Origin of the sequence: Cellulomonas marina (assembly GCF_900111925.1) — a bacterium.
In the GTDB taxonomy this organism is placed as follows: domain Bacteria; phylum Actinomycetota; class Actinomycetes; order Actinomycetales; family Cellulomonadaceae; genus Cellulomonas; species Cellulomonas marina.
Window position 1 is genome coordinate 11,049 of the sequence record NZ_FOKA01000012.1, and the last position, 21,618, is coordinate 32,666.

18 protein-coding genes are annotated in these 21,618 nt (G+C 75.2%); 4 read left to right on the forward strand and 14 right to left on the reverse strand.

Features of this window, described 5'->3' with window-relative positions; genetic code table 11:
• Position 1 precedes the first annotated feature (1 nt).
• Genes allB through BM048_RS12920 form a run of 3 tightly spaced genes read right to left on the reverse strand, consistent with a single transcriptional unit; the run spans position 2 to position 3,761 of the window.
• A complete protein-coding gene (gene allB / locus BM048_RS12910) occupies positions 2-1,408 on the reverse strand; it encodes an allantoinase AllB (RefSeq protein ID WP_239078793.1) in 1,407 nt (468 codons plus the stop codon).
• Positions 1,405-2,163: an aspartate/glutamate racemase family protein gene (locus BM048_RS12915; protein WP_090033684.1), complete on the reverse strand. Its 759-nt coding sequence runs from the start codon at positions 2,161-2,163 to the stop codon at positions 1,405-1,407. The genes allB and BM048_RS12915 overlap by 4 nt, the downstream gene beginning before the upstream one ends.
• A complete protein-coding gene (locus BM048_RS12920) occupies positions 2,163-3,761 on the reverse strand; it encodes an NCS1 family nucleobase:cation symporter-1 (protein ID WP_090033686.1) in 1,599 nt (532 codons plus the stop codon). Before BM048_RS12920 ends, BM048_RS12915 begins: the two co-directional genes overlap by 1 nt.
• A 264-nt stretch (positions 3,762-4,025) precedes the next feature.
• Between BM048_RS12920 and BM048_RS12925 the strand changes: the two genes are divergently transcribed.
• The 4 genes from BM048_RS12925 to BM048_RS12940 all read left to right on the forward strand — a co-directional run bounded on the left by BM048_RS12925 (position 4,026) and on the right by BM048_RS12940 (position 6,044).
• Positions 4,026-4,730: a helix-turn-helix domain-containing protein gene (locus BM048_RS12925; protein WP_239078792.1), complete on the forward strand. Its 705-nt coding sequence runs from the start codon at positions 4,026-4,028 to the stop codon at positions 4,728-4,730.
• 81 nt (positions 4,731-4,811) lie between these two features.
• The gene (gene uraD, locus BM048_RS12930) at positions 4,812-5,357 is read left to right on the forward strand and encodes a 2-oxo-4-hydroxy-4-carboxy-5-ureidoimidazoline decarboxylase (protein WP_090033689.1); all 546 of its coding nucleotides are present in this window, start codon (positions 4,812-4,814) and stop codon (positions 5,355-5,357) included.
• Complete coding sequence (gene uraH, locus BM048_RS12935; RefSeq protein ID WP_239078791.1) at positions 5,354-5,734, forward strand: hydroxyisourate hydrolase; 381 nt, start codon at positions 5,354-5,356, stop codon at positions 5,732-5,734. The genes uraD and uraH overlap by 4 nt, the downstream gene beginning before the upstream one ends.
• A 115-nt stretch (positions 5,735-5,849) precedes the next feature.
• Entirely contained in the window at positions 5,850-6,044 is a 195-nt protein-coding gene (locus tag BM048_RS12940; protein WP_090033691.1) for a hypothetical protein, read from the forward strand.
• 138 nt (positions 6,045-6,182) lie between these two features.
• Here BM048_RS12940 and pyk read toward each other — a convergent pair whose 3' ends face one another.
• From pyk to BM048_RS12995, 11 genes are all read right to left on the reverse strand, one after another.
• Positions 6,183-7,616 carry a pyruvate kinase gene (pyk, locus tag BM048_RS12945; protein ID WP_090033692.1) on the reverse strand — a complete coding sequence of 478 codons (1,434 nt, stop codon included), beginning with the start codon at positions 7,614-7,616 and terminating at the stop codon, positions 6,183-6,185.
• A gap of 72 nt (positions 7,617-7,688) precedes the next feature.
• The gene (locus tag BM048_RS12950) at positions 7,689-9,173 is read right to left on the reverse strand and encodes a glutamate synthase subunit beta (RefSeq protein WP_090033693.1); all 1,485 of its coding nucleotides are present in this window, start codon (positions 9,171-9,173) and stop codon (positions 7,689-7,691) included.
• A complete protein-coding gene (gltB, locus tag BM048_RS12955) occupies positions 9,166-13,722 on the reverse strand; it encodes a glutamate synthase large subunit (RefSeq protein ID WP_090033695.1) in 4,557 nt (1,518 codons plus the stop codon). Before gltB ends, BM048_RS12950 begins: the two co-directional genes overlap by 8 nt.
• A gap of 131 nt (positions 13,723-13,853) precedes the next feature.
• Positions 13,854-14,861 carry a prolipoprotein diacylglyceryl transferase gene (lgt, locus tag BM048_RS12960; RefSeq protein ID WP_090033696.1) on the reverse strand — a complete coding sequence of 336 codons (1,008 nt, stop codon included), beginning with the start codon at positions 14,859-14,861 and terminating at the stop codon, positions 13,854-13,856.
• Positions 14,861-15,664 (reverse strand): tryptophan synthase subunit alpha, encoded by an 804-nt coding sequence (gene trpA, locus BM048_RS12965; RefSeq protein ID WP_090033817.1) that lies wholly within the window; start codon positions 15,662-15,664, stop codon positions 14,861-14,863. Before trpA ends, lgt begins: the two co-directional genes overlap by 1 nt.
• A gap of 98 nt (positions 15,665-15,762) precedes the next feature.
• On the reverse strand, positions 15,763-17,235 hold the full coding sequence (gene trpB / locus BM048_RS12970) for a tryptophan synthase subunit beta (protein ID WP_239078790.1): 1,473 nt from the start codon (positions 17,233-17,235) through the stop codon (positions 15,763-15,765).
• A gap of 49 nt (positions 17,236-17,284) precedes the next feature.
• Positions 17,285-18,097, reverse strand: a complete 813-nt coding sequence (trpC, locus tag BM048_RS12975; protein ID WP_090033698.1) for an indole-3-glycerol phosphate synthase TrpC — start codon at positions 18,095-18,097, stop codon at positions 17,285-17,287.
• A gap of 184 nt (positions 18,098-18,281) precedes the next feature.
• Positions 18,282-18,731: a DUF2752 domain-containing protein gene (locus BM048_RS12980; RefSeq protein ID WP_090033820.1), complete on the reverse strand. Its 450-nt coding sequence runs from the start codon at positions 18,729-18,731 to the stop codon at positions 18,282-18,284.
• Between the two features lie 140 nt (positions 18,732-18,871).
• Entirely contained in the window at positions 18,872-19,189 is a 318-nt protein-coding gene (locus BM048_RS12985) for an HGxxPAAW family protein (RefSeq protein ID WP_090033699.1), read from the reverse strand.
• 121 nt (positions 19,190-19,310) lie between these two features.
• Positions 19,311-20,018, reverse strand: coding sequence for a Trp biosynthesis-associated membrane protein (locus BM048_RS12990; RefSeq protein WP_090033700.1), 708 nt, complete (start codon positions 20,016-20,018; stop codon positions 19,311-19,313).
• On the reverse strand, positions 20,015-21,568 hold the full coding sequence (locus BM048_RS12995; RefSeq protein WP_090033821.1) for an anthranilate synthase component I: 1,554 nt from the start codon (positions 21,566-21,568) through the stop codon (positions 20,015-20,017). Before BM048_RS12995 ends, BM048_RS12990 begins: the two co-directional genes overlap by 4 nt.
• Positions 21,569-21,618 lie beyond the last annotated feature (50 nt).

The following is a 21,618-nucleotide window of genomic DNA, read 5'->3' on the forward strand; positions in this document are numbered from 1 at the left end:
CCTAGGCACCGGTGGGCACCGGGAGCAGGGTCCGGCCGAGCCCGGGCTGCACGACCGCACCGCCCGTGACGACGGGCACGCCGTGCAGCCAGACGTCCCGGACGCGGCCGACGAGGCGCCGGCCGTCGTAGGGCGTCACCTTGTTGCGGTGCTCGAGCCGCTCGACGTCGACGACGTGCTCCTCGTCGGGCGCCCAGGTGACGAGGTGGGCGGGCGCCCCGACGACGAGCTCGCCGAGGCCGGGCAGGCCCGCCACGCGCGCCGGCCCGGTCGTGAACGCCGGCAGCAGGGCCGCGAGCGGCACCCCGCGGCGGCGGGCCTCGTCGGCCACGACGGTGAAGCCGAGCTGCAGTCCGGCGATGCCGCCCCACGACAGCCCGAAGTCCCCGCCCGCGACGTGCTTGAGGTCCGCCGTCGCGGGCGAGTGGTCGGACACGACCGCGTCGATCGTCCCGTCGACGACGGCGTCCCACAGCGCGTCCGCGTTCGAGGCCGAGCGGATCGGCGGGCAGCACTTGTACTGCGTGCCGGCGTCCGGGACGTCCTCCGCGTGCAGGACGAGGTAGTGCGGGCAGGTCTCGACGGTGACCGGCAGCCCCTCGGCCCTCGCCGCGCGGAGCAGCGGCAGCGCGCCGGCGTCGGACAGGTGCAGCACGTGGGCCCGCGCACCCGTGCGACGCACGCCCTCGACCACGCGCGCGATCGCCGCCCGCTCGCTCGCCGGCGGCCGGGAGGCGAGGAAGTCGGCGTAGACCGGGCCGAGGCGCCCGTCGGGCGCGGCGGGCAGCAGCGCCTCCGGGTCCTCCGCGTGCACGACGAGGACCGTGCCCAGCGCGGCCACCTCCGCCAGCGCGGCCGCCAGCCCCGCCGGGTCCAGGTGGCCGAACTCGTCCACCCCGGACGGCGTCAGGAACGCCTTGAACCCGCGCACGCCGCGGGCGTGCAGCGGGGCGAGCGACCCCAGGGTCTCCGGCACGGCCCCGCCCCAGAACGCGACGTCGACGCTCAGCTTCCCTGCCGCCGCCGCGAGCTTGGCGTCGAGCGCGGCCGGGGTCGTCGTGGGCGGCACCGAGTTCAGCGGCATGTCGACGATGGTCGTCACGCCGCCGGCGGCCGCGGCCCGCGTCGCCGACGTGAAGCCCTCCCACCGCGTGCGGCCCGGCTCGTTGACGTGCACGTGGCTGTCGACGAGACCTGGCAGCAGGACCTCGTCGGCGCCGAGCACGACGTCCGCGTCCGCAGGGCCCGGCGGCGCCGCGAGGGTCTCCACCGCGGCGACCACGCCGTCCTCGGCGCGAACCCGGGCCGGGAGGAACGCCCCGCCGACCCAGGCCCGGGCCGCGGCCACGGTGAGCGTCGCCCCGGTCGGCCCCTGGACGGAGGGGAGCGCCGCGGCGTGGTCGCTCACCGCGACACCGCCGGCACCCGCGGCGCGACGGTGAAGCCGGCGAGCAGGCCGGCCACGGGCTTGGGCGGCGGCGGGGCGTACTCCCCGCCGGCCCCCGGCCGCAGCCCGATCCCGACGAGGGCCGCCACCAGGGCGGTCGCCGCCGCGACCCCGTCCACGACCGGCACGCCGACCTCCGCCGAGACGTGGGCGCACAGCTCCGCCATGCCGGCGCAGCCGAGGACGACGACGTCGGCGCCGTCCTCGACCACCGCGCGCCGGCACCGCTCGGTGACGGCCTCGCGGGCGCCCGAGCGCGGGTCCTCGAGCGCCAGGACGGGGATCTCGACCGCGTGCACCCCGGCGCACGCGCCGGCGAACCCGTACCGGTCGACGAGCTCGCGGGCCCGCCCGACGGTGCGGCCGAGCGTCGTCACGACCGAGAACCGCCGGCCCACCATCGTGGCCGCGTGCATGGCGGCCTCCGCGATGCCGAGGACCGGGCCGCGGGCCAGCTCGCGCGCGGCGTCGAGGCCCGGGTCGCCGAAGCAGGCCAGGACGTAGCCGTCCACGCCCTCGCGCTCGCCGATCGCGACCTGCTCGAGGACGCCCGGGACCGCCAGGGCCTCCTCGTAGTGGCTCTCGATGGACGCCGGTCCCATGGTGGGATGCACCGCGTCCACCACCGCGCCGGGCGGGGCCGCTGCGGCCGCCGCCCGGCCGGCGAGCAGCGTCATGCTCGCCGTGGTGTTGGGGTTGATGACCCGGAGGTGCATCAGGCGGTCGCCCGCGTGCTCGTCGCCGGGGCGCCGTCCGCCTGGCCGACCGAGACCTGCGGGTCCGTCGGGTCCAGGAGCGGGATCTGCGGGTTCCGGCGCTCGAGGAGCACCATGACGGCGTACCCCAGCGCGCAGCCGATGAACCAGGAGTACGAGGCGATCCAGCGGACGTCCACCGCGCCCGCGCCGCCGCCGCTGAGGTCGAAGACCGTCTTGGGCAGGACCGCCGAGGCGATGGAGACCACGCCGGCGATGGCCGTGGCGGCCAGGGCGTTGCGGTTGTACCCGCCGGAGAACCAGTACCGGCCCGTGGTCGCCATCGTGAACATGTCGTCCACGTGCACCCGCTGGCGGCCGATGACGTAGTAGCCGGCGATGAGGATGCCGAGCAGCGGGCCGATGAGGGCGCCGAGCACGCCGAGCGTGTAGTGGATGGCGTCGGCGTTGCCGTACCAGTTCCACGGCGTCAGCAGCACGGAGCCGACCGCGGCGATCATGCCGCCGGCGCGCCAGGAGATCTTCTGCGGCGAGACGTTCGAGAAGTCGAACGCCGGGGAGATGAAGTTGGCGACGATGTTGATGCCGACGGTGGCGGTGACGAACGTGAGGCCGCCGAGCAGGATCGCGAAGGGCGTGTCGATGGCCTCGACCGTGCGGATGGGGTCGGTGAGGAGCTCCCCGAACACCGGGACCGTCGCCGAGGCGCAGATGACGGTGAGCACGGAGAAGAAGAGGAAGTTCACCGGCAGGCCGAGCAGGTTGCCGCGCTTGACCGCCGCGAAGGAGCGGCCGTACCGCGCGAAGTCGCCGAAGTTCAGCATGGGCCCCGAGAAGTACGACACCACGAGCGCGATCGCCGACAGCATGACCGGGATCGAGGCGGCGAACGACAGCTGCGGCCCGCTCGAGAGGTTGAGCGAGATGTTCTCCCAGCCCGCCTGCGAGACGAGGTAGACGGCCAGGACGATCATGACGACGTAGACGGCGGGGCCGGCCCAGTCGATGAAGCGCCGGATCGTCTCCATGCCGCGCCAGAACAGGGCGGCCTGCGCGACCCAGAGGATCGCGTAGGACACGTAGCCGAGCGCCGACATGCCGAGGAACGTCGGCGCGAGCAGCGCCGCGGAGGACGGGACGAACTTGAGGAAGACGATGTTCAGCGACTCGGCCGCCAGGAACGTCTGCACCCCGTACCAGGCCACCGCGATGAGCCCGCGGATGATGGCCGGGATGTTGGCGCCGAGCACGCCGAACACCGCGCGGTTGATGACGGGGTAGGGGACGCCCGTGCGCTGGCTCGGCTTCGCGACGAGGTTGCAGAAGACCTGGACGATGCAGATGCCGACGACGAGCGAGACGAGCACCTGCCAGGACGCGAGACCGAGCGCGAACAGCGACCCGGCGGTGACGTACCCGCCGACGCTGTGCACGTCGGACATCCAGAAGGCGAAGATGTTGTACGACGACCAGCGCTGGTCGCGCAGCGGCGCGAGGTCCTCGTTGGTCAGGCGGGGGTCGTAGACGGCGTGGCCGTCGGTCGCCGGGGTCGCGGCGACCGCGGTGCGGTCGCCGGCGCTGTCGGTGGGAGCACTCATGGGACACCTCGGGGCAGGAGGGGTGGCGTGGGGGCGGTGCTGATGATGGGCGTCGCGCTCGGGGGCGGGCACGGGCCTGGTGCGGCCCCGCGGCGTCCCGTACGGTGAAGCGCCTCCTGCAGCTGGTGGCTGCTGGGGCGATGCGGTGAACCTATGGCTTCACAACCCCTGGTCGGTTTCGTCCGTGTGAACGTTGCGGGTCGTTCGTGTGCGACACGGTTTCGGGGGGCACGGGGCGGCACGGCTGCGAGGGGAGGCGGGACGGTGCTCGACGAGGTCGCGGCGCTCGAGGGCTTCGACGCGGAGGTGCTCGGCAGCCGGCTGCGGGCGCTGCGGGAGTCCGCCGGCCTGACCCTGCGGGACGTCGCCGGGCGCACCGGCATCTCGACGAGCGCCGTGTCGCAGATCGAGCGCGGCGTGCTCCGCCCGTCGGTGCACCGCCTCTTCTCGCTCGTCACCGCGCTGGACGCCTCGCTCGTCGACGTCTTCGCCAGCGCCGGGGGGCCGCCGACGCTGCCGCGGGACGTACCGGCGGGCGGGGCCTCGGCCACGGCGGACGACCACGGCCTGCACGGCGCCGGGCAGGCCGTCGTCCGCCGGGCCGTCGAGCAGCCCGCCGTCACGCTGGCCGGCGGCGTGACCTTCCGCCGCCTGTCCCCCGGGCCCGTCCACGACGTCGACTTCTTCGAGTCGACCTACCCGCCCGGTGCGACGGCCGGGGACGCCGACGAGCTGCTCGCCCACCGCGGCTACGAGATCGGCACGGTGACCGCCGGCGAGCTCACGCTCGACCTGCCCGACGAGCGCGTCGTCCTGCGCCCCGGCGACTCCGTGTCCTACAGCTGCCGCACCCCGCACCGGCTGAGCAACCGCGGCACGGAGACGGCTGTGGCGACGTGGCTCATCGTGCACCCGGGTCTCGAGGAGCACCCCGCCCTGCGCGCACCGGCCACCGCGCCGCCGGCCTGAGGTCCGGGGACCGCGTCCCGGACACGTGCCGGTCACACCGCCGTCACGGCCCGGTGCCGTCCGGCCGCTACCGTCGCCGCCGTGGACCTCAGCGAGTTCGACACCGCTCCCCCGGACGAGGCGCGCGCGGCGGCCGGCGTGTGGGCGGCCGTGCCGTCCTGGGTCGACGCCCTCGTCGCCGGCCGCCCCTGGGGCGACCTGGAAGCACTCGCCGCCCGCGCCGATGCGCTCGCCCGCACCTGGACCCGCGCGGAGGTGGAGGCCGCGCTCGCCCACCACCCGCGCATCGGCGAGCGGCCCGTCGGGGACGACGCCGGGGCGGCGGCGTCGCGCCGGGAGCAGGCCGCGGTGGCCGGTGCCGGCACGTCCGTGACCGAGGCCCTCGCCGCGGGGAACGCCGCCTACGAGCGCCGCTTCGACCGCGTCTTCCTCATCCGGGCCGCGGGGCGCTCCCCCGAGGAGATCCTCGCCCACCTGCGGCGGCGCCTCGACGCCGACCCCGACGAGGAGAGCGCCGAGGTCGCGGACCAGCTCCGGCAGATCGCCCTCCTCCGGCTGCGGACCTCCCTCACGGCCGCTCCGGCCGCCGCACCGGCCGCCCCGCCCGCACCGGCGGTGGCCCCGTGACGGGCACGGTGCGCAGCCACGTGACGACCCACGTGCTCGACGGCTCCCGCGGCCGGCCCGCCGTCGGCGTCACGGTCCGCCTCACAGCCCCGGACGGCACGGTCGTGGCGACCGCCGTCACCGACGCCGACGGGCGCGTCGGCGAGCTCGGCCCCCCGGCCCTCGCACCCGGCACCTGGTCGCTCACGTTCGAGACGGGCGCCTACTACGCGGCGCTCGCCGTGGACACCTTCTACCCGGCCGTGACGGTGGCCTTCACGGTCCCGGCCACCGAGGAGGTGCCGGCCCTCGACGCGCCCGGTCCGGCGCGGACGGCCCACCTGCACGTGCCGCTGCTGCTGAGCCCGTACGCCTACTCGACGTACCGCGGCAGCTGAGGGGACCACTGGCAGGACGGCCGGCAGGGCGGGAGGACAGGCACGGGACGGCGGACGACCGGTCCCGCGCCCCCGTCGGCGTGCGGCACGCCCGTGCCGGTGCCACGCTCGGACCATGAGCGAGGACACCACCGGCACCGCCGGCGACCAGGACCAGGACCTGCCCACCTCCGACGAGGTCGGCACCGCGGACGACCCGGACGCGGACCCCGGCATGCTGAACCCCCGCACGGGGGGCGAGGCGTCGGGCGGCGACAGCTCGGGCGACCCGGACGCCGACCCGGACATGCTCAACCCGCGCACGACCTGAGCAGCGCACGGCCGCCGCACGACGGCCGCACGACGGCCGCACGACGGCCGCACGACGGCCGCACGACGACGCCGCCCCCGGGAGTCCTCCTCCCGGGGGCGGCGTCGTCGTCCTGCCCGACCGCGCGGGGCAGCCGCGTCAGGCGATGCGGCCGGCCGAGTTCTCGTCGCCGATCTTGTGCACGAGGATCGTGTTCGTCGACCCCACGACGCCCACCGGCGTCCCCGCGACGACGACGACGTAGTCGCCGACCTCCGCCAGGCCCTCGCGCTGCAGCGTCTCGTCCACGTGGTTGACCATCGCGTCCGTGTTCTCCACGTGCGGGACCTGGTAGGTCTTCACGCCCCACGACAGGGACAGCACGTTGCGCACGGCCTCGATGGGCGTGAAGGCCAGCAGCGGGATGGCCGAGCGCAGCCGGGACATGCGGCGGGCGGAGTCGCCGGACTGCGTGAACGTGACGAGGTACTTCACGTCGAGCACCCCGCCGATCTCGGCGGCCGCCCGCGTGATCGCGCCACCGCGGGTGTGCGGCGTGGAGCCCAGGGGCGCGATGCGCTCCCGACCCAGCTCCTCGGTGCTCTCGATGATCCGCGCCATCGTGCGGACGGCCTCGATCGGGTAGTCGCCGACCGACGTCTCCCCCGACAGCATGACCGCGTCGGCGCCGTCGAGCACCGCGTTGGCGCAGTCCGAGGCCTCGGCGCGGGTGGGCCGCGGGTTCGTGATCATCGACTCGAGCACCTGCGTGGCGACGATGACGGGCTTCGCGTTGCGGCGGGCCAGCTCGACGGCGCGCTTCTGCACGAGCGGCACCTGCTCGAGCGGCAGCTCCACGCCCAGGTCGCCGCGGGCGACCATGATGCCGTCGAAGGCGGCGACGATCTCGGAGAGGTTCTCCACCGCCTGCGGCTTCTCGACCTTGGCGACGACGGGGACGACGCGCCCCTCCTCGTCCATGATCCGGCGCACGTCGTCGTAGTCGGCCGCGGTGCGGACGAAGGACAGCGCGATGATGTCCGCGCCGATGCGCAGCGCCCAGCGCAGGTCCTCCTCGTCCTTGTCGCTCATCGCGGGGACGGACACCGCGACGCCGGGCAGGTTGAGGCCCTTGTTGTTCGAGACGGGACCGGCCACCTCGACGCGGGTGACGACGCGCGGGCCCTCGACCGCCGTGACGCGCACGAGCACCTTGCCGTCGTCGATGAGGATCGGGTCGCCCACGCGGGCGTCCCCCGGCAGGCCCTTGTGGGTCGTCGAGACGAGCTCCTTCGTGCCCTCGACGTCCTCGGTCGTGATGGTGAAGACGTCCCCCACCGCGAGGTCGTGCTTGCCCTCGACGAACCGCCCGAGTCGGATCTTCGGGCCCTGCAGGTCGACGAGGACCGCCACCGAGCGGCCGGACGCCTGGGCCGCGGCCCGGACGTTCTCGTAGACGCGCGTGTGGGCCTCGGTGTCGCCGTGGCTGCGGTTGATGCGGGCCACGTCCATGCCCGCGTCGACCAGCGCCTGGATCTGCTCGGGGGACTCGGTCGCCGGACCGATGGTGCAGACGATCTTCGCTCTACGCATGTTCAGAGCGTATGCCACCGCGTCCCCCGGACCGGGACGGACGTCCCACGGTGGGACGCCCGTCGCCGTGCCTCAGGGACGCAGCGCGACGGTGCTGGCGCGCACCGGCGCGGGCAGCTCCGTGCAGCCGGACAGGTGCTCGTCGACGGCCGCCGCCGCGGCCCGGCCCTCCGCGATCGCCCACACGATGAGCGACTGCCCGCGACCGGCGTCCCCTGCGACGAAGACGCCGGGCAGCGCGGTGGCGAAGTCGTCGCGCCGCGCGAACGCGCCGCGCGAGGTGACCTCGAGCCCGAGCTGGGCGACCGCGGCCTCCGTCTCGGGCCCCGTGAACCCCATGGCGACGAGCACGAGGTCCGCCGGCAGGTCCTGCTCCGTGCCGGGGGTCGGCACGCGCGAGCCGTCCGGGCGGTACTCCGTGCGGGCCATGCGCAGGGTGCGCACGTGCCCGGCGTCGTCGCCCTCCCCGCCGAGGAACGCCACGGTCGAGGCGAGGAACTCGCGCTCGCCGCCCTCCTCGTAGGAGCTGGAGATCTCGTAGACGACGGGGTCCATGGGCCACGGCTGGCCCTCCGGGCGCTCCTCCGGCGGCCGCTTGCCGATGGCGAGCGTCCGCACGGACGCGGCCCCCTGGCGCAGAGCGGTGCCGACGCAGTCCGACCCGGTGTCGCCGCCGCCGATGACGACGACGTGCAGGCCCTCGGCGGAGATCGGCGTCCGGTCGAGGCGCCCCGCGACGACCTTGTTGGCCGGCGTGAGGAAGTCCATCGCCATGTGCACGCCCGCGAGATCGTTGCCCGGCACGCGCAGCGCGCGCGGCACCGTGGCGCCCGTCGCGATGACGACGGCGTCGTACCGCGCCCGCAGCTGCTCCCAGCTCACGTCGACACCCACGTGGACACCCGGGCGGAACCGGGTGCCCTCGGCCTCCATCTGCGCCAGCCGGCGGTCGATGTGGTGCTTCTCCAGCTTGAAGTCCGGCACGCCGTAGCGCAGCAGGCCGCCGATGGCGTCGTCCCGCTCGTAGACCGCCACCGTGTGCCCCGCGCGCGTGAGCTGCTGCGCGGCGGCCAGCCCGGCGGGGCCGGACCCGACGACCGCCACCGTGTGACCGGTGAGCCGCTGCGGCACCTGCGGCGCGACGAGCCCCGCGGCGAACGCCTCGTCGATGATCGAGACCTCGACCTGCTTGATCGTCACCGAGGGCTGGTTGATCCCGAGCACGCACGCCGACTCGCACGGGGCGGGGCAGATGCGGCCGGTGAACTCCGGGAAGTTGTTCGTGGCGTGGAGCCGCTCGATCGCCTCGTCCCACTGCCCGCGCCAGACGAGGTCGTTCCACTCGGGGATGAGGTTCCCCAGCGGGCAGCCGTTGTGGCAGAACGGGATGCCGCAGTCCATGCAGCGCCCCGCCTGGCGGTTGAGCACGGGGTCCTGCGACGGGCGGACCGCGAGGTGCTCGTGCACCTCCCGCCAGTCCATGAGTCGCACGGGGACCGGCCGGCTCGGCGGGAGCTCGCGCTCCCGCGTCCGGAGGAACCCCCTCGGGTCAGCCATGCGCCAGCTCCAGGATCTCGTTCCAGGCACCCGGCGCCATCGGGTCGAGGCCGCGCTGCGCCGCCTCGTCCAGGGCGCGGCGGATGCGCGCGTACTCCAGCGGCAGCAGCCGGGTGAAGCGGTGCCGCCAGCCGGCGGCGTCGTCGAGCAGCGCGGTCGCGACCTGCGAGCCGGTCTCCTCGGCGTGCAGGCGCAGCAGGCGCTCGACCGTCGCGGCGTCCTCGTCGTCCAGCGGGTCCAGCGCGAGCTCGCCTCCCGCGGACTGGAGGTTCAGCTGCCCGTGCACGAGGTCGAGCACGTAGGCCGTCCCGCCGGACATGCCGGCGCCGAGGTTGCGGCCCGTCGGGCCCAGGACCAGCACGGTGCCGCCGGTCATGTACTCCAGCCCGTGGTCGCCCACGCCCTCCACGACGAGCGTGGCGCCCGAGTTGCGGACGGCGAAGCGCTCGCCGGCCAGGCCCGAGAGCAGGACCTCGCCGCTCGTCGCGCCGTAGCCGATGACGTTCCCGGCCACGACGTTGCGGTGCGGGGCCAGCTGCGCGCTGCGGTCGGGCCGCACGACGATCCGGCCGCCGGACAAGCCCTTGCCGACGTAGTCGTTCGCGTCGCCCTGCAGCCGCAGCGTGATGCCGCGCGGCAGGAACGCGCCGAACGACTGCCCGGCCGAGCCGGTCAGCGTGATGTCGATGGTGCCCGGGGGCAGCCCGTCGCCGCCGTGCCGGCGCGTGACCTCGTGACCGAGCATCGTCCCGACGGTGCGGTTGACGTTGCGCACGGGCAGGTCGATGCGGACGGGCTCCCCGCGCTCGAGGGCGTCGGCCGACAGCCGGATGAGCTGCTGGTCGAGCGCCCGCTCCAGGCCGTGGTCCTGCGAGCGGGACCGGTGCAGCGTGGAGCCCTCGGCGGGCTCCGGCGCGGCGAGCACCGGCGACAGGTCGAGCCCGGCAGCCTTCCAGTGGTCCACCGCCTGGCGCGCGTCGAGCAGGTCCACCCGCCCGACGGCCTCCTGCACCGAGCGCAGGCCGAGGGCCGCCAGGTACTCGCGCACCTGCTGGGCCAGGAACTCGAAGAACGTCACGACGAACTCCGGCTTGCCCGTGAACCGCGCGCGCAGCTCGGGGTTCTGCGTGGCCACGCCCACCGGGCAGGTGTCGAGGTGGCAGACGCGCATCATGACGCAGCCCGACACGACGAGCGGCGCGGTCGCGAACCCGAACTCCTCGGCGCCCAGCAGCGCGCCGATGACGACGTCGCGGCCGGTCTTGAGCTGGCCGTCGACCTGGACGCTCACGCGGTCGCGCAGGTCGTTGAGGACGAGGGTCTGCTGCGTCTCGGCCAGGCCGATCTCCCACGGCGTCCCCGCGTGCTTGAGCGACGTCAGCGGGCTCGCGCCCGTGCCGCCGTCGTGGCCCGCGATGAGGACGACGTCCGCGTGCGCCTTGGCCACGCCCGCCGCGACCGTGCCCACGCCGAACTCGCTGACGAGCTTGACGTGCACCCGGGCGGACGGGTTGGCGTTCTTGACGTCGTGGATGAGCTGCTTGAGGTCCTCGATGGAGTAGATGTCGTGGTGCGGGGGCGGCGAGATGAGGCCGACGCCCGGCGTGGAGTGCCGGGTCCGCGCGATCCACGGGTACACCTTGTGGCCGGGCAGCTGGCCGCCCTCGCCGGGCTTGGCGCCCTGGGCGAGCTTGATCTGGATGTCGTCGGCGAAGGTGAGGTACTCGCTGGTGACGCCGAAGCGGCCCGAGGCGACCTGCTTGATCGCCGACCGGCGCTCCGGGTCGTGCAGGCGCTCGCTCTCCTCGCCGCCCTCGCCCGTGTTCGAGCGGCCGCCGAGCCGGTTCATGGCGATCGCGAGCGTCTCGTGCGCCTCGGCGGAGATGGAGCCGTAGGACATGGCGCCGGTCTGGAAGCGCTTGACGATCTCGCTGACCGGCTCGACCTCCTCGACCGGCACGGGCGGCAGGACGCCCTCGCGCAGCTGCAGGAGCCCGCGCAGGGTCATGAGCCGCTCGGACTGCCCGTCGACGCGGTCGGTGTACTCGCGGAACACGTCGTACTGGCGCGAGCGCGTGGCGTGCTGCAGGCGGAACACCGTCTCGGGGTCGAAGAGGTGGTCCTCTCCGTCCCGCCGCCACTGGTACTCGCCGCCGGAGGCGAGGCGCTGGTGCGCCTGGCGGTTGCCCGACGCGGGGTAGGCGTCGGCGTGACGCGCCGCGACCTCGGCCGCGACGACGTCGAGCCCGATGCCGCCGAGCCGGCTCGTCGTGCCGGTGAAGTACTTGTCGACGAAGGGCTGGGACAGGCCGATGGCCTCGAAGACCTGCGCCCCGCGGTAGGAGGCGATCGTCGAGATGCCCATCTTCGACATGACCTTGAGGACGCCCTTGCCGAGGCCCTTGATGAGGTTGGCGACCGCCTTCTCCGGCTCCACCTGCAGGTAGCCGGAGCGCGCCATGTCCTCGACCGTCTCCATGGCGAGGTACGGGTTGACCGCGGCCGCCCCGTAGCCGACCAGGAGCGCGACGTGGTGGACCTCGCGCACGTCCCCCGCCTCCACGACGAGCGACACCTGGGTGCGGGTGTGCCGGCGCAGGGTGTGGTGGTGCACGGCCGACAGCAGGAGCAGCGACGGGATCGGCGCGAGCTCGGCGTCGGAGTTGCGGTCGGACAGCACGAGGAAGCTGACGCCGTCGGCGATCGCCGCGTCGACCTCCGCGAAGATCTCCTCCAGGCGTGCCTCGAGGGCCTCGCCGCCGCCCGAGGCCTTGTACAGGCCGCGCACGATCGTCGAGCGGAAGTCGTACCGGGGCTCGCGCTGGACGTGCACGATCTTGGCGAGCTGGTCGTTGTCGAGGACCGGGAACGGCAGCACGAGCTTGCGCGCGTGCTCGGGGCCGTCCGCCAGCAGGTTCGGCTCGGGCCCGATGGCGCCGCCGATCGAGGTGACCAGCTCCTCGCGGATGGCGTCCAGGGGCGGGTTCGTCACCTGCGCGAACATCTGCGTGAAGTAGTCGAACAGCAGCCGCGGGCGCGAGGACAGCACGGCGACGGGTGTGTCGGACCCCATGGCGCCCAGGGGCTCGGCACCCGTGGCGCCCATGGGGCCGAGGATGACCTTGAGCTCCTCCTCCGTGTAGCCGAACGCGCGCTGGCGGCGCCGGACGGAGGCGGCCGAGTGCGCGACGTGCTCGCGCTCGGGCAGCTGCTCGAGGAAGACGGAGTTCTCCTGCACCCACTGCGCGTAGGGCTTCTGCGCGGCGAGCTGCCCCTTGACCTCGTCGTCGGCGACGATCCGGCCCGTGCCGGTGTCGACGAGGAACATGCGGCCTGGCTCGAGCCGGCCCTTGTGCACGATGGTCGCCGGGTCGAGGTCGAGGACGCCCGCCTCCGACGCGCACACGACGAGCCCGTCCTCCGTGACCCAGAACCGTCCGGGGCGCAGGCCGTTGCGGTCCTGCAGCGAGCCGATGAGCGTGCCGTCGGTGAAGGTCAGCGCGGCCGGGCCGTCCCACGGCTCCATGAGCGTCGAGTGGTACTCGTAGAAGGCACGCCGCGCCGGGTCCATCGTCGCGTGGTTCTCCCACGCCTCCGGGACCATCATGAGGATGGCGTGCGGCAGGGACCGCCCCGCCAGGTGGAGGAGCTCGAGCACCTCGTCGAAGGAGCCGGAGTCCGAGCCCCCGGGCGTGCAGACGGGCAGCAGCGGCGCCAGGTCGCCCAGCGCCTCGGAGGCCAGCCGGCCCTCGCGCGCGGCGACCCAGTTGCGGTTGCCGCGCACGGTGTTGATCTCGCCGTTGTGCGCGATGAGCCGCATGGGCTGCGCGAGCGGCCAGGAGGGGAACGTGTTCGTCGAGAAGCGCGAGTGCACCAGCGCGAGCTCGGAGGCGTAGCGCGGGTCCGAGAGGTCGGCGAAGAACGGCTCGAGCTGCGCGGTGGTGAGCATGCCCTTGTAGGTGAGCGTCCGGGAGGACAGGGACGCGAAGTAGACGCCCGCCTCGCGCTCGGCACGGCGCCGCAGGCGGAAGGCGCGCCGGTCGAGGTCCAGACCCGCCAGGGCGCGGGACGGGTCGGCGACGACGAGCTGGCGGAACGCGGGCATGGACGCGCGAGCCGTGGGCCCGACGAGGTCGGCGGTCACCTGCACGTCGCGCCACGCCAGGACGTCGAGCTTCTCCTCCGCCGCGATCGCGTCGATGCGGCGGCAGGCCTCCGCGCGGGCGGCCTCGTCGGCGGGCAGGAACGCCATGCCGATCGCGTACTGGCCGACCGGCGGCAGCTCCGCGTCGACGACGTCCCGCAGGAAGGCGTCGGGGATCTGCGTGAGGATGCCCGCACCGTCGCCGGAGTCGATCTCGGCGCCGACGGCGCCGCGGTGGTCGAGGTTGAGCAGCGCGGTCAGCCCGGCGTCGACGATGTCGCGCCCCGGCGTGCCGCGCAGCGTCGCGACGAACGCGAAGCCGCACGCGTCGTGCTCGGCCGCGGGGTCGTAGAGACCCTGGGCTCCCGGGACGAGCCCCGGGGGGCTCGCGGGCGTCGTCGACATGGCACCGTCCTCACGGACCCCACGAGGTCCAGCTGTGCAAGGGGATCGCGGGGACGTCGTCGGCCCACCTGTGTGCAGGCGACTATACGGCCACGCACAGGGGCTCGACCGGGTCGTCCCGGCGGGGGCTCTCAGCGCGACCCGAGGGGTCCGTCCGCGGAGCCGGCGGCCTGTCCGGCCTGCGTCCCCGTGGCCGGCACGGCGGCCCCGGGGTCCTGCTCGACGTGCTGCTCGACGTCCTGCTGGACGTCCTGCTCGGGATCGTGCTCGCGGTCCTGCGGCTGCCCGGGTGCGGGGCGCAGGACCTCGGTGTCGCGGTCGGGGTGCCGACGGCCGACGAGCGCGAAGGCTACCAGCGCCCCCAGGCACACCAGGGCGGCGACCCAGACGTTGAGCCGTTGCCCCAGGACCGTCTCCGCGGCGTCGATGCGCAGCAGCTCGATCCAGAAACGCCCGGCCGTGTACAGCGCCACGTACAGCCAGAACACGCGCCCGTGGCCGAGCCGGCGACGACGGTCGACCACGACGAGCACCACGGCGGCCGCCAGGTTCCACAGCAGCTCGTAGAGGAAGGTCGGGTGGAACAGCGTCCCGCTGTCGTACCCGGCCGGCAGGTGCGCGTCGTCGATGCGCAGCCCCCAGGGCAGCGTCGTCGGGCCGCCGAAGAGCTCCTGGTTGAACCAGTTGCCGAGCCGTCCGACCGCCTGGGCGACGAGCAGCCCCGGCGCGAGCGCGTCCGCGAACGGCGGCAGCCGTACGCCCGCACGTCGGCACCCGATCCAGGCACCGACCGCGCCGAGGGCGATGGCTCCCCAGATGCCGAGGCCGCCCTCCCAGATCGCGAACGCCCGCCAGGGGTCACCGCCGGGCCCGAAGTAGGCGTCCGGCGAGGACACGACGTGGTAGAGCCGCCCGCCGACGATGCCGAACGGCACAGCCCAGAACGCGATGTCGAGCACCTGCTCGGGCTTGCCGCCGCGGGCGGCCCAGCGCCGCTGCGTGAGCAGCGTCGCGGCGACGATGCCCGCGAGGATGCACAGCGCGTACGCCCGCAGGGGCAGCGGCCCGAGGTGCCACACCCCCTGGGACGGGCTCGGGATGGCGGCCGGCAGCGCGCCGGCCCACGCCGCGAGGGGCATCACCGGTCGCCGCGGGCGGTGGCCGCCGCGCGCACGCCCTCGGCGAGGCCCGCCGTCACCGCCTCCAGCGCGGCGAGGCCGCCGGTGGTGGTCTCCGCGTCGGCCAGCGCGCGCACCAGCGCGGAGCCGACGATGACGCCGTCGGCGTAGGTGGCGACCTCGGCCGCCTGCGCCGGCGTCGAGACGCCCAGCCCGACGCACACGCGTGCAGCCCCGGCTGCCCGGGTGTCCTCGACCAGCCGCTCGGCCTGGGACCCGACCTCGGCGCGCACGCCGGTCACGCCCATGGTGGAGGCGGCGTACACGAAGCCGCGCGAGGCGGCGACGGTGGACGCCAGGCGCTCCGGCGTCGAGCTCGGCGCGACGAGGAACACGCGGTCGAGGCCGTGCTCGTCGGCGGCGGCCAACCAGTCGGCACCCTCGTCGGGCACGAGGTCCGGCGTGATGAGGCCCGCGCCGCCGGCGGCCGCGAGGTCGCGTGCCCACGCCTCGACGCCGTAGCGCAGGACGAGGTTCCAGTACGTCATGACGAGCACGGGGGCCCCGGCGTCCGCGACCTGCTCGACCGCGCGCAGCGTGTCGCGCACGCGGGTGCCGCCGGCCAGCGCCCGCTCCACCGCGTGCTGGATGACCGGTCCGTCCATGAGCGGGTCGGAGTACGGCATCCCGAGCTCGACCACGTCGACGCCCGCGGCGACCATCGTCCGGACCGCCTCGACGGACCCGGGCACGTCGGGGAACCCGACCGGCAGGTAGCCGACGAGCGCGGCCCGGCCGGGGGTGCCGTCCGTGCCGGCGGCCAGCGCGTCGAGGCGGGCGCCCGTCGGCGAGGGGCGCGTGCCGGTCGTCGTGCCCGACGGCGTGCCCGTCGTCGTGCCGGTCGTCGTGCCGGTCGTCGTGCTCACAGCTGCTCCCCCTCGCCCGCGTGCAGCGGCTCCTCGTCGTCGATGAGGTCGAACCAGGCGGCCGCCGTCGCGACGTCCTTGTCCCCGCGGCCGGAGAGGTTCACCAGCAGGACCGTCTCGTCCGTGGCCCCGTCGGCGGCGCGGGCGGCCGCCACCTCGCGCCCCACCTGCACGGCCCCGGCCAGGGCGTGCGCCGACTCGATGGCCGGGATGATGCCCTCGGTGCGGCACAGGAGCCGGAACGCCTCCATCGCCTCGGCGTCGGTGACGGGCCGGTAGTCGACGCGGCCGATGCTGTGCAGCCAGGCGTGCTCGGGGCCGACGCTCGGGTAGTCGAGGCCGGCGGAGACGGAGTGGCTCGCGCGCGTCTGGCCGTCCTCGTCCTGCAGGACGAACGAGCGGGTGCCCTGCAGCACGCCGGGGCTGCCGCCGGAGAACCGCGCCGCGTGCAGGCCGGAGGTGACGCCCTCGCCGCCCGCCTCGAACCCGAACAGCCGCACCTCGGGGTCGTCGAGGAACGCGTTGAAGATGCCCATGGCGTTGGAGCCGCCGCCCACGCACGCCAGCACGGCGTCGGGCAGCCGCCCGACGGCGTCGAGCACCTGGGCGCGCGCCTCCTCGCCGATGACGGAGTGGAAGTCGCGGACCATCTCGGGGAACGGGTGCGGGCCCGTGACGGTGCCCAGCAGGTAGTGGGTCGTGTCGACGGAGGCCACCCAGTCCCGCAGCGCCTCGTTGATGGCGTCCTTGAGGGTGCGCGAGCCGTTCTGCACGGCGACGACCTCGGCGCCGAGCAGCCGCATGCGCGCGACGTTGAGCGCCTGCCGACGCGTGTCCTCCTCGCCCATGTAGACGACGCACTCGAGGTCCAGGAGCGCGGCCGCCGTCGCCGTGGCGACGCCGTGCTGACCGGCCCCGGTCTCGGCGATGACACGCGTCTTGCCCATGCGCTTGACCAGCAGCGCCTGCCCGAGCACGTTGTTGATCTTGTGCGAGCCCGTGTGGTTGAGGTCCTCGCGCTTGAGCAGGACCCGCACCCCCTCCCCGACGTGGGCCGCGAACCGCGGGACCTCCGTGACCGGGTTGGGGCGGCCGGTGTAGGTGCGGTGCAGCCGCGACAGCTCCGCGTGGAACGTCGGGTCGGCGAGGGCGGCGTGGTACTGCTCGTCGAGCTCGTCGAGCGCGGCGACGAGCGCCTCCGGCACGAACCGGCCGCCGAACTCCCCGAAGTAGGGGCCCTGCTGGGTGGCGAGCGGGCCGGTCGCGCGCACGGGCACCCGAGGGGCGGCCTGCCCGTCCGTCACCGCCCGCGAGGCGCCGGTGGACGCGCCGCCGTGCGGTGCGGTCGGCGGTGCCGTCGGCACGGCCTGCGTCGCCGGGGGCGCGTCGGGCGTCGTCGTGCCGCCGTCCGTCGTCCCGACGGCCTCGGCGCCCGCTCGCTGGACGGCGGCCTGCTGGGTCTGGCTCATGCTCTCCTGCTCCGTGGTGCTGCGGGTGGCGCCGACGACCGGCGGACGGCTACTGGCGCACGGCGCGCAGGGACGGGTGCGACCCCGCGGCGACGAGGTCGGCGACGGACTGGCGCGGCGCGTCGTCGGTCACGAGCGCCTCGCCCACCAGGACGGCGTCCGCTCCTGCGCGGGCGTACTCCATGACGTCGCGCGGCCCCCGCACACCAGACTCGGCGATCTTCACCACGTCCGACGGGATGGACGGCGCGAGGCGCATGAACGTCGTGCGGTCTACGTCGAGGGTGCGCAGGTCGCGGGCGTTGACGCCGATGACCGACGCGCCGGCGTCGACCGCGCGGGCGACCTCCTCCTCGTCGTGGACCTCCACGAGGGCGGTCATGCCGAGGGAGTGCACCCGGTCCACCAGGGACTCCAGCACCGTCTGCTCCAGCGCCGCGACGATGAGCAGGACGAGGTCGGCGCCGTGGGCGCGGGCCTCCCACACCTGGTAGGGCGTGACGACGAAGTCCTTGCGCAGGACGAGGCAGTCCACGGCCGCACGCACCGCGTCGAGGTCGGCCAGCGACCCGCCGAACCGCCGCTGCTCGGTGAGCACCGAGATCGCCGTGGCGCCACCGCGCTCGTACTCCACGGCGAGGGCGGCCGGGTCCCCGATGGTCGCCAGGGGGCCCTTGCTGGGGCTCGACCGCTTCACCTCGGCGATGACGGTGACGGCGTCCTCCTGCTTGAGGCGGTCACGGCAGCCCGTGGCCGACTGCCGGCGGGCGGCGAGCTCCTTGAGCCGGTCCAGCGGGGTGGCCGCCTCGCGCACCGCGAGGTCCTCCCGCACACCGGCGACGATGTCGTCCAGAACGGTCATCGGACCCCTTCCCGCGAGCGGCGCTGGCACCGTCCGTCCGTCTGCCGCGACCCGCCCTCCGGCTCGCGACCGTCCGCGACCGGCCCGACGACGGTGCCGCACTCGCGCTCATCGTACGGGCGTCGTCCGACACGTCCGGACGACGCCCACCGCTGCATCCCTCAGCCGGAGCCGGTGCCGCAGGTCAGGGCCCCAGCGCACCCGCCAGCGCCGGGACGTTGCGGAGCACCCCGAAGACGAGGAGGACCACCAGCAGCACGGGCCCGAGGGCCCGCCGGGCGGTCGCCCCGAGGGTCCCGTGACCCGGCGTGACGTCCGGGCCTCGGCCGCCGGGGGGCACCCGCGTCGGCCGCCCGTCGCGGGGCGCTCGCCCCTGGCGCACCGTCCAGGCCAGCCATGCGAGGACGACGGGCACGACGAGCGCGACGAGCAGCGGGTTGCTCCCCCACGCCCCGGCGACGTCGCCGTGCGCGAGGTCGTGGACCGCCCGCAGGCCGCCGCACAGCGGGCAGGCCAGGCCCGTCAGGGACAGCAGCGGGCACGCGGGCCAGACGCCGGAGGACCGCGGGTCGAGGAGCGCGACGGCCAGCGTGCCCGCCACCGCCAGCCCGCCGAGGACCAGCGGGTCGCGCACCCGTGCCCCGCGGCCGCGTGGGGCCGTGGGCTCCGTCCGGCCGTCCCCTCGGCGGATCACCAGCGCGTCCCGCGACCGGCCCGAGGCGTCCACGACGGTCGCCGCCGGCGTCGCGCGGACGTCCCGTCGCGGGTCCGACGTCAGTGGCCGCGGCCCTCGCGGCGTGCCGCCTCCGCCTTGGCCTTCGTCTTCTCCCCGCCCTGCCCGAACCCCGCACGGCGCAGGGCGAAGCCGACGAGGAGGGCGACGACGACGACGCCCATGCCCACCCAGAACAGCCAGACGAGCGCGAACATGACGCCGAGCGAGGCCAGGACCGCGCCCGCGAGGATCCCGTACACCGTCGTCCAGGCCGCGACCGTGCTGCCGTGGTTGGTCGCCGGGGCGACGGGCGGCAGGTGGACGGCCTCCGTGCGGGTGGCGTTCTGCGCGCGGTGCGCCAGCGAGTTGTCGGCCATGGTGGCGTCCTCCGTGCAGACGTGGGTGCCCACGGGCTGCGGGCAGGTGCTGCCCGCCAGCGTAGCCGAGCCGTGCGTCGGCCGAGGTCCGGGGACCGGGGCGTCCCGGGTGGGGCCGGCGTCAGCTGGGGTCCTCGCCCCGGCTGAGCGCGTCCCAATCGACGGGCCGTGACGCATCGCCCCCGGCTCCCGGGCCCGCGCTCCCCGGCGTCGGGGGATCGCCGGCCTGCGTCCCCGCCGGGGTGCCGCGGACCGCGCGGTGCGACGTCGTGCCGGCCGCCCTGTCCCGCGCCGGGCCGGACGCCCCCCCGAGGGTCAGCCCGTCCGCGACCGCGCCGGGCTGCCCCTGCGTCCGCTCGTGGCGGCGCGAGGGCGCCGACCAGCTGCGGCCGGAGCGCACCACGGCGAGCCCGGACAGGGCCGCCAGCACCCCGACGACCACCGCCACCTCGACCATCGGCGACACGGTCACGGGGCCGGCCAGCACGTCCACCCCGGTCCGCGCGCGGGCGGCGTCCTCCGCGACCGCCTGCGCCCCGCGCCGGACGCCGTCGGACACCACGGCCAGCACGCCCCCGGCCAGCACGAGCACCACGGCGACGAGCCAGCGGCCGACGCGCCCGACGAGCAGCAGGGCCAGCGCGCAGGCCGCCAGCACCAGCGCGACGGCGGGCACCGCCGGCGCGGCGACCGCCCCCGTGACGGACAGCGTCACCGTGCCGTCCACCGGTGTGGTCACCGTGGACCGCACCCAGCCGGCGAGGCTCACGAGGCCGGCGGCTGCGGCCAGCGCCAGCACGCCGACGCTCGTGCGCCCCCGGGACGTCACGGCCGCGCCGCCCCCCGCAGGCGCGCCGCGATCTGGACGGCCCGCACGGCGGCGGCCGCCTTGTTCCGCGACTCCTCGTACTCGGTCACCGGGACGGAGTCGGCGACGATCCCGGCGCCGGCCTGCACGCTGGCGCGCCCGTCCCGCACGAGGGCCGTGCGGATGGCGATGGCCATGTCCATGTCCCCCGCGAAGTCGAAGTAGCCGACGGTCCCGCCGTAGGTGCCGCGACGCGTCGGCTCGATCTCGTCGATGAGCGCGATCGCCCGCGGTTTCGGCGCCCCCGACAGCGTGCCGGCCGGGAAGGTGGCCGTGAACGCGTCGAGCGCCGTGGCGCGCTCGTGCATCCGCCCCACCACGGTCGAGCAGATGTGCTGGATGTGGGAGTACCGGCGGACCGTCATGAACTCGACGACCTCCACCGAGCGGGGGTCGCACACCTTGGCCAGGTCGTTGCGCGACAGGTCGACGAGCATGACGTGCTCCGCGCGCTCCTTGGGGTCGGCCAGCACCTCGTCGCCGAGCCGCCGGTCCTCCTCCGGGGTGGCGCCGCGCGGGCGCGAACCGGCGATGGGGAAGGTGGTGACGTGCCCCGCCTCCACCTTGACGAGCGTCTCCGGGCTGGACCCCACCACCGCGAAGTCGCGCCCGTCCGCGTCCTGGAGGTGGACGCAGTACATGTACGGGCTCGGGTTGAGCGTGCGCAGCACCCGGTACACGTCCAACGGCTCCGCCGGGCAGTCCAGGTCCAGCCGCTGCGAGAGCACCACCTGGAAGACGTCCCCGTCCCGGATCGCGCGCTGCCCGGCGCGCACCGCGTCCTCGTACTCCGCCTGGGTGGTGCGGAACTCGAGCGCGGGCTCCTCCACGTCCGCGAGGGCCGCCAGTGCGGGCGGCGCGGGGTGCCCGAGCGCGGTGTGCATCGCCTCGACGCGGGCGAGCGCGTCCGCGTAGGCCTCGTCCACCCGCTCGTCCGTGCCGTCGGTGTTGACCGCGTCCGCGACGAGCCACACCGACCCGTCGTGGTGGTCCACGACGGCCAGGTCCGTGGCCAGCACGAGCGCGACCTCGGGGACGCCGAGGTCGTCGACCGCGGCCGCGGGCAGCGTCGGCTCCCAGTGCCGCACGACGTCCCAGCCGAGCGAGCCGACGAGGCCGCCCGTGAGGGTGGGCAGGCCGGGGATCCGCGGCGTGCGCAGGACCTCGAGCGTCGTGCGCAGGACGTCGAGCACGTCCCCCTCGGTAGGGATGCCGGCCGGGACCTCGCCCGTCCAGCGGGCGCGGCCCTCGTGGACCGTCAGCGAGGCCATCGACCGCACGCCGACGAAGGAGAACCGGCCCCACGTCCCGTCCGACTCGGCCGACTCGAGGACGAAGGTGCCGGGCCGCCCGGCCGCGAGCGTGCGGAAGAGCCCCACCGGCGTCACGTCGTCGGCGAGCAGGCGCCGCACGACGGGCACGACGCGCCGGTCGCGGGCGAGCCGCCGGAAGGTCGGCAGGTCCGGCCACGTCGCGCCCCAGGGCACGTGGACCGGCGCCTCGTCGGGCAGCCCGTCCGGCGTGCCCGCCTGCGCCCCGGCGCGCACCCCGCCCGGAGCCG

What these genes read in the sequence shown, in the direction of transcription:
- trpC (WP_090033698.1), bottom strand. Translation starts at nt 18,097, where the DNA reads ATGACCGTTCTGGACGACATCGTCGCCGGTGTGCGGGAGGACCTCGCG.
- trpB (WP_239078790.1), bottom strand. Translation starts at nt 17,235, where the DNA reads ATGAGCCAGACCCAGCAGGCCGCCGTCCAGCGAGCGGGCGCCGAGGCC.
- BM048_RS12950 (WP_090033693.1), bottom strand. Translation starts at nt 9,173, where the DNA reads ATGGCTGACCCGAGGGGGTTCCTCCGGACGCGGGAGCGCGAGCTCCCG.
- lgt (WP_090033696.1), bottom strand. Translation starts at nt 14,861, where the DNA reads ATGCCCCTCGCGGCGTGGGCCGGCGCGCTGCCGGCCGCCATCCCGAGC.
- gltB (WP_090033695.1), bottom strand. Translation starts at nt 13,722, where the DNA reads ATGTCGACGACGCCCGCGAGCCCCCCGGGGCTCGTCCCGGGAGCCCAG.
- BM048_RS12915 (WP_090033684.1), bottom strand. Translation starts at nt 2,163, where the DNA reads ATGCACCTCCGGGTCATCAACCCCAACACCACGGCGAGCATGACGCTG.
- BM048_RS12940 (WP_090033691.1), top strand. Translation starts at nt 5,850, where the DNA reads ATGAGCGAGGACACCACCGGCACCGCCGGCGACCAGGACCAGGACCTG.
- BM048_RS12920 (WP_090033686.1), bottom strand. Translation starts at nt 3,761, where the DNA reads ATGAGTGCTCCCACCGACAGCGCCGGCGACCGCACCGCGGTCGCCGCG.
- pyk (WP_090033692.1), bottom strand. Translation starts at nt 7,616, where the DNA reads ATGCGTAGAGCGAAGATCGTCTGCACCATCGGTCCGGCGACCGAGTCC.
- BM048_RS12985 (WP_090033699.1), bottom strand. Translation starts at nt 19,189, where the DNA reads ATGGCCGACAACTCGCTGGCGCACCGCGCGCAGAACGCCACCCGCACG.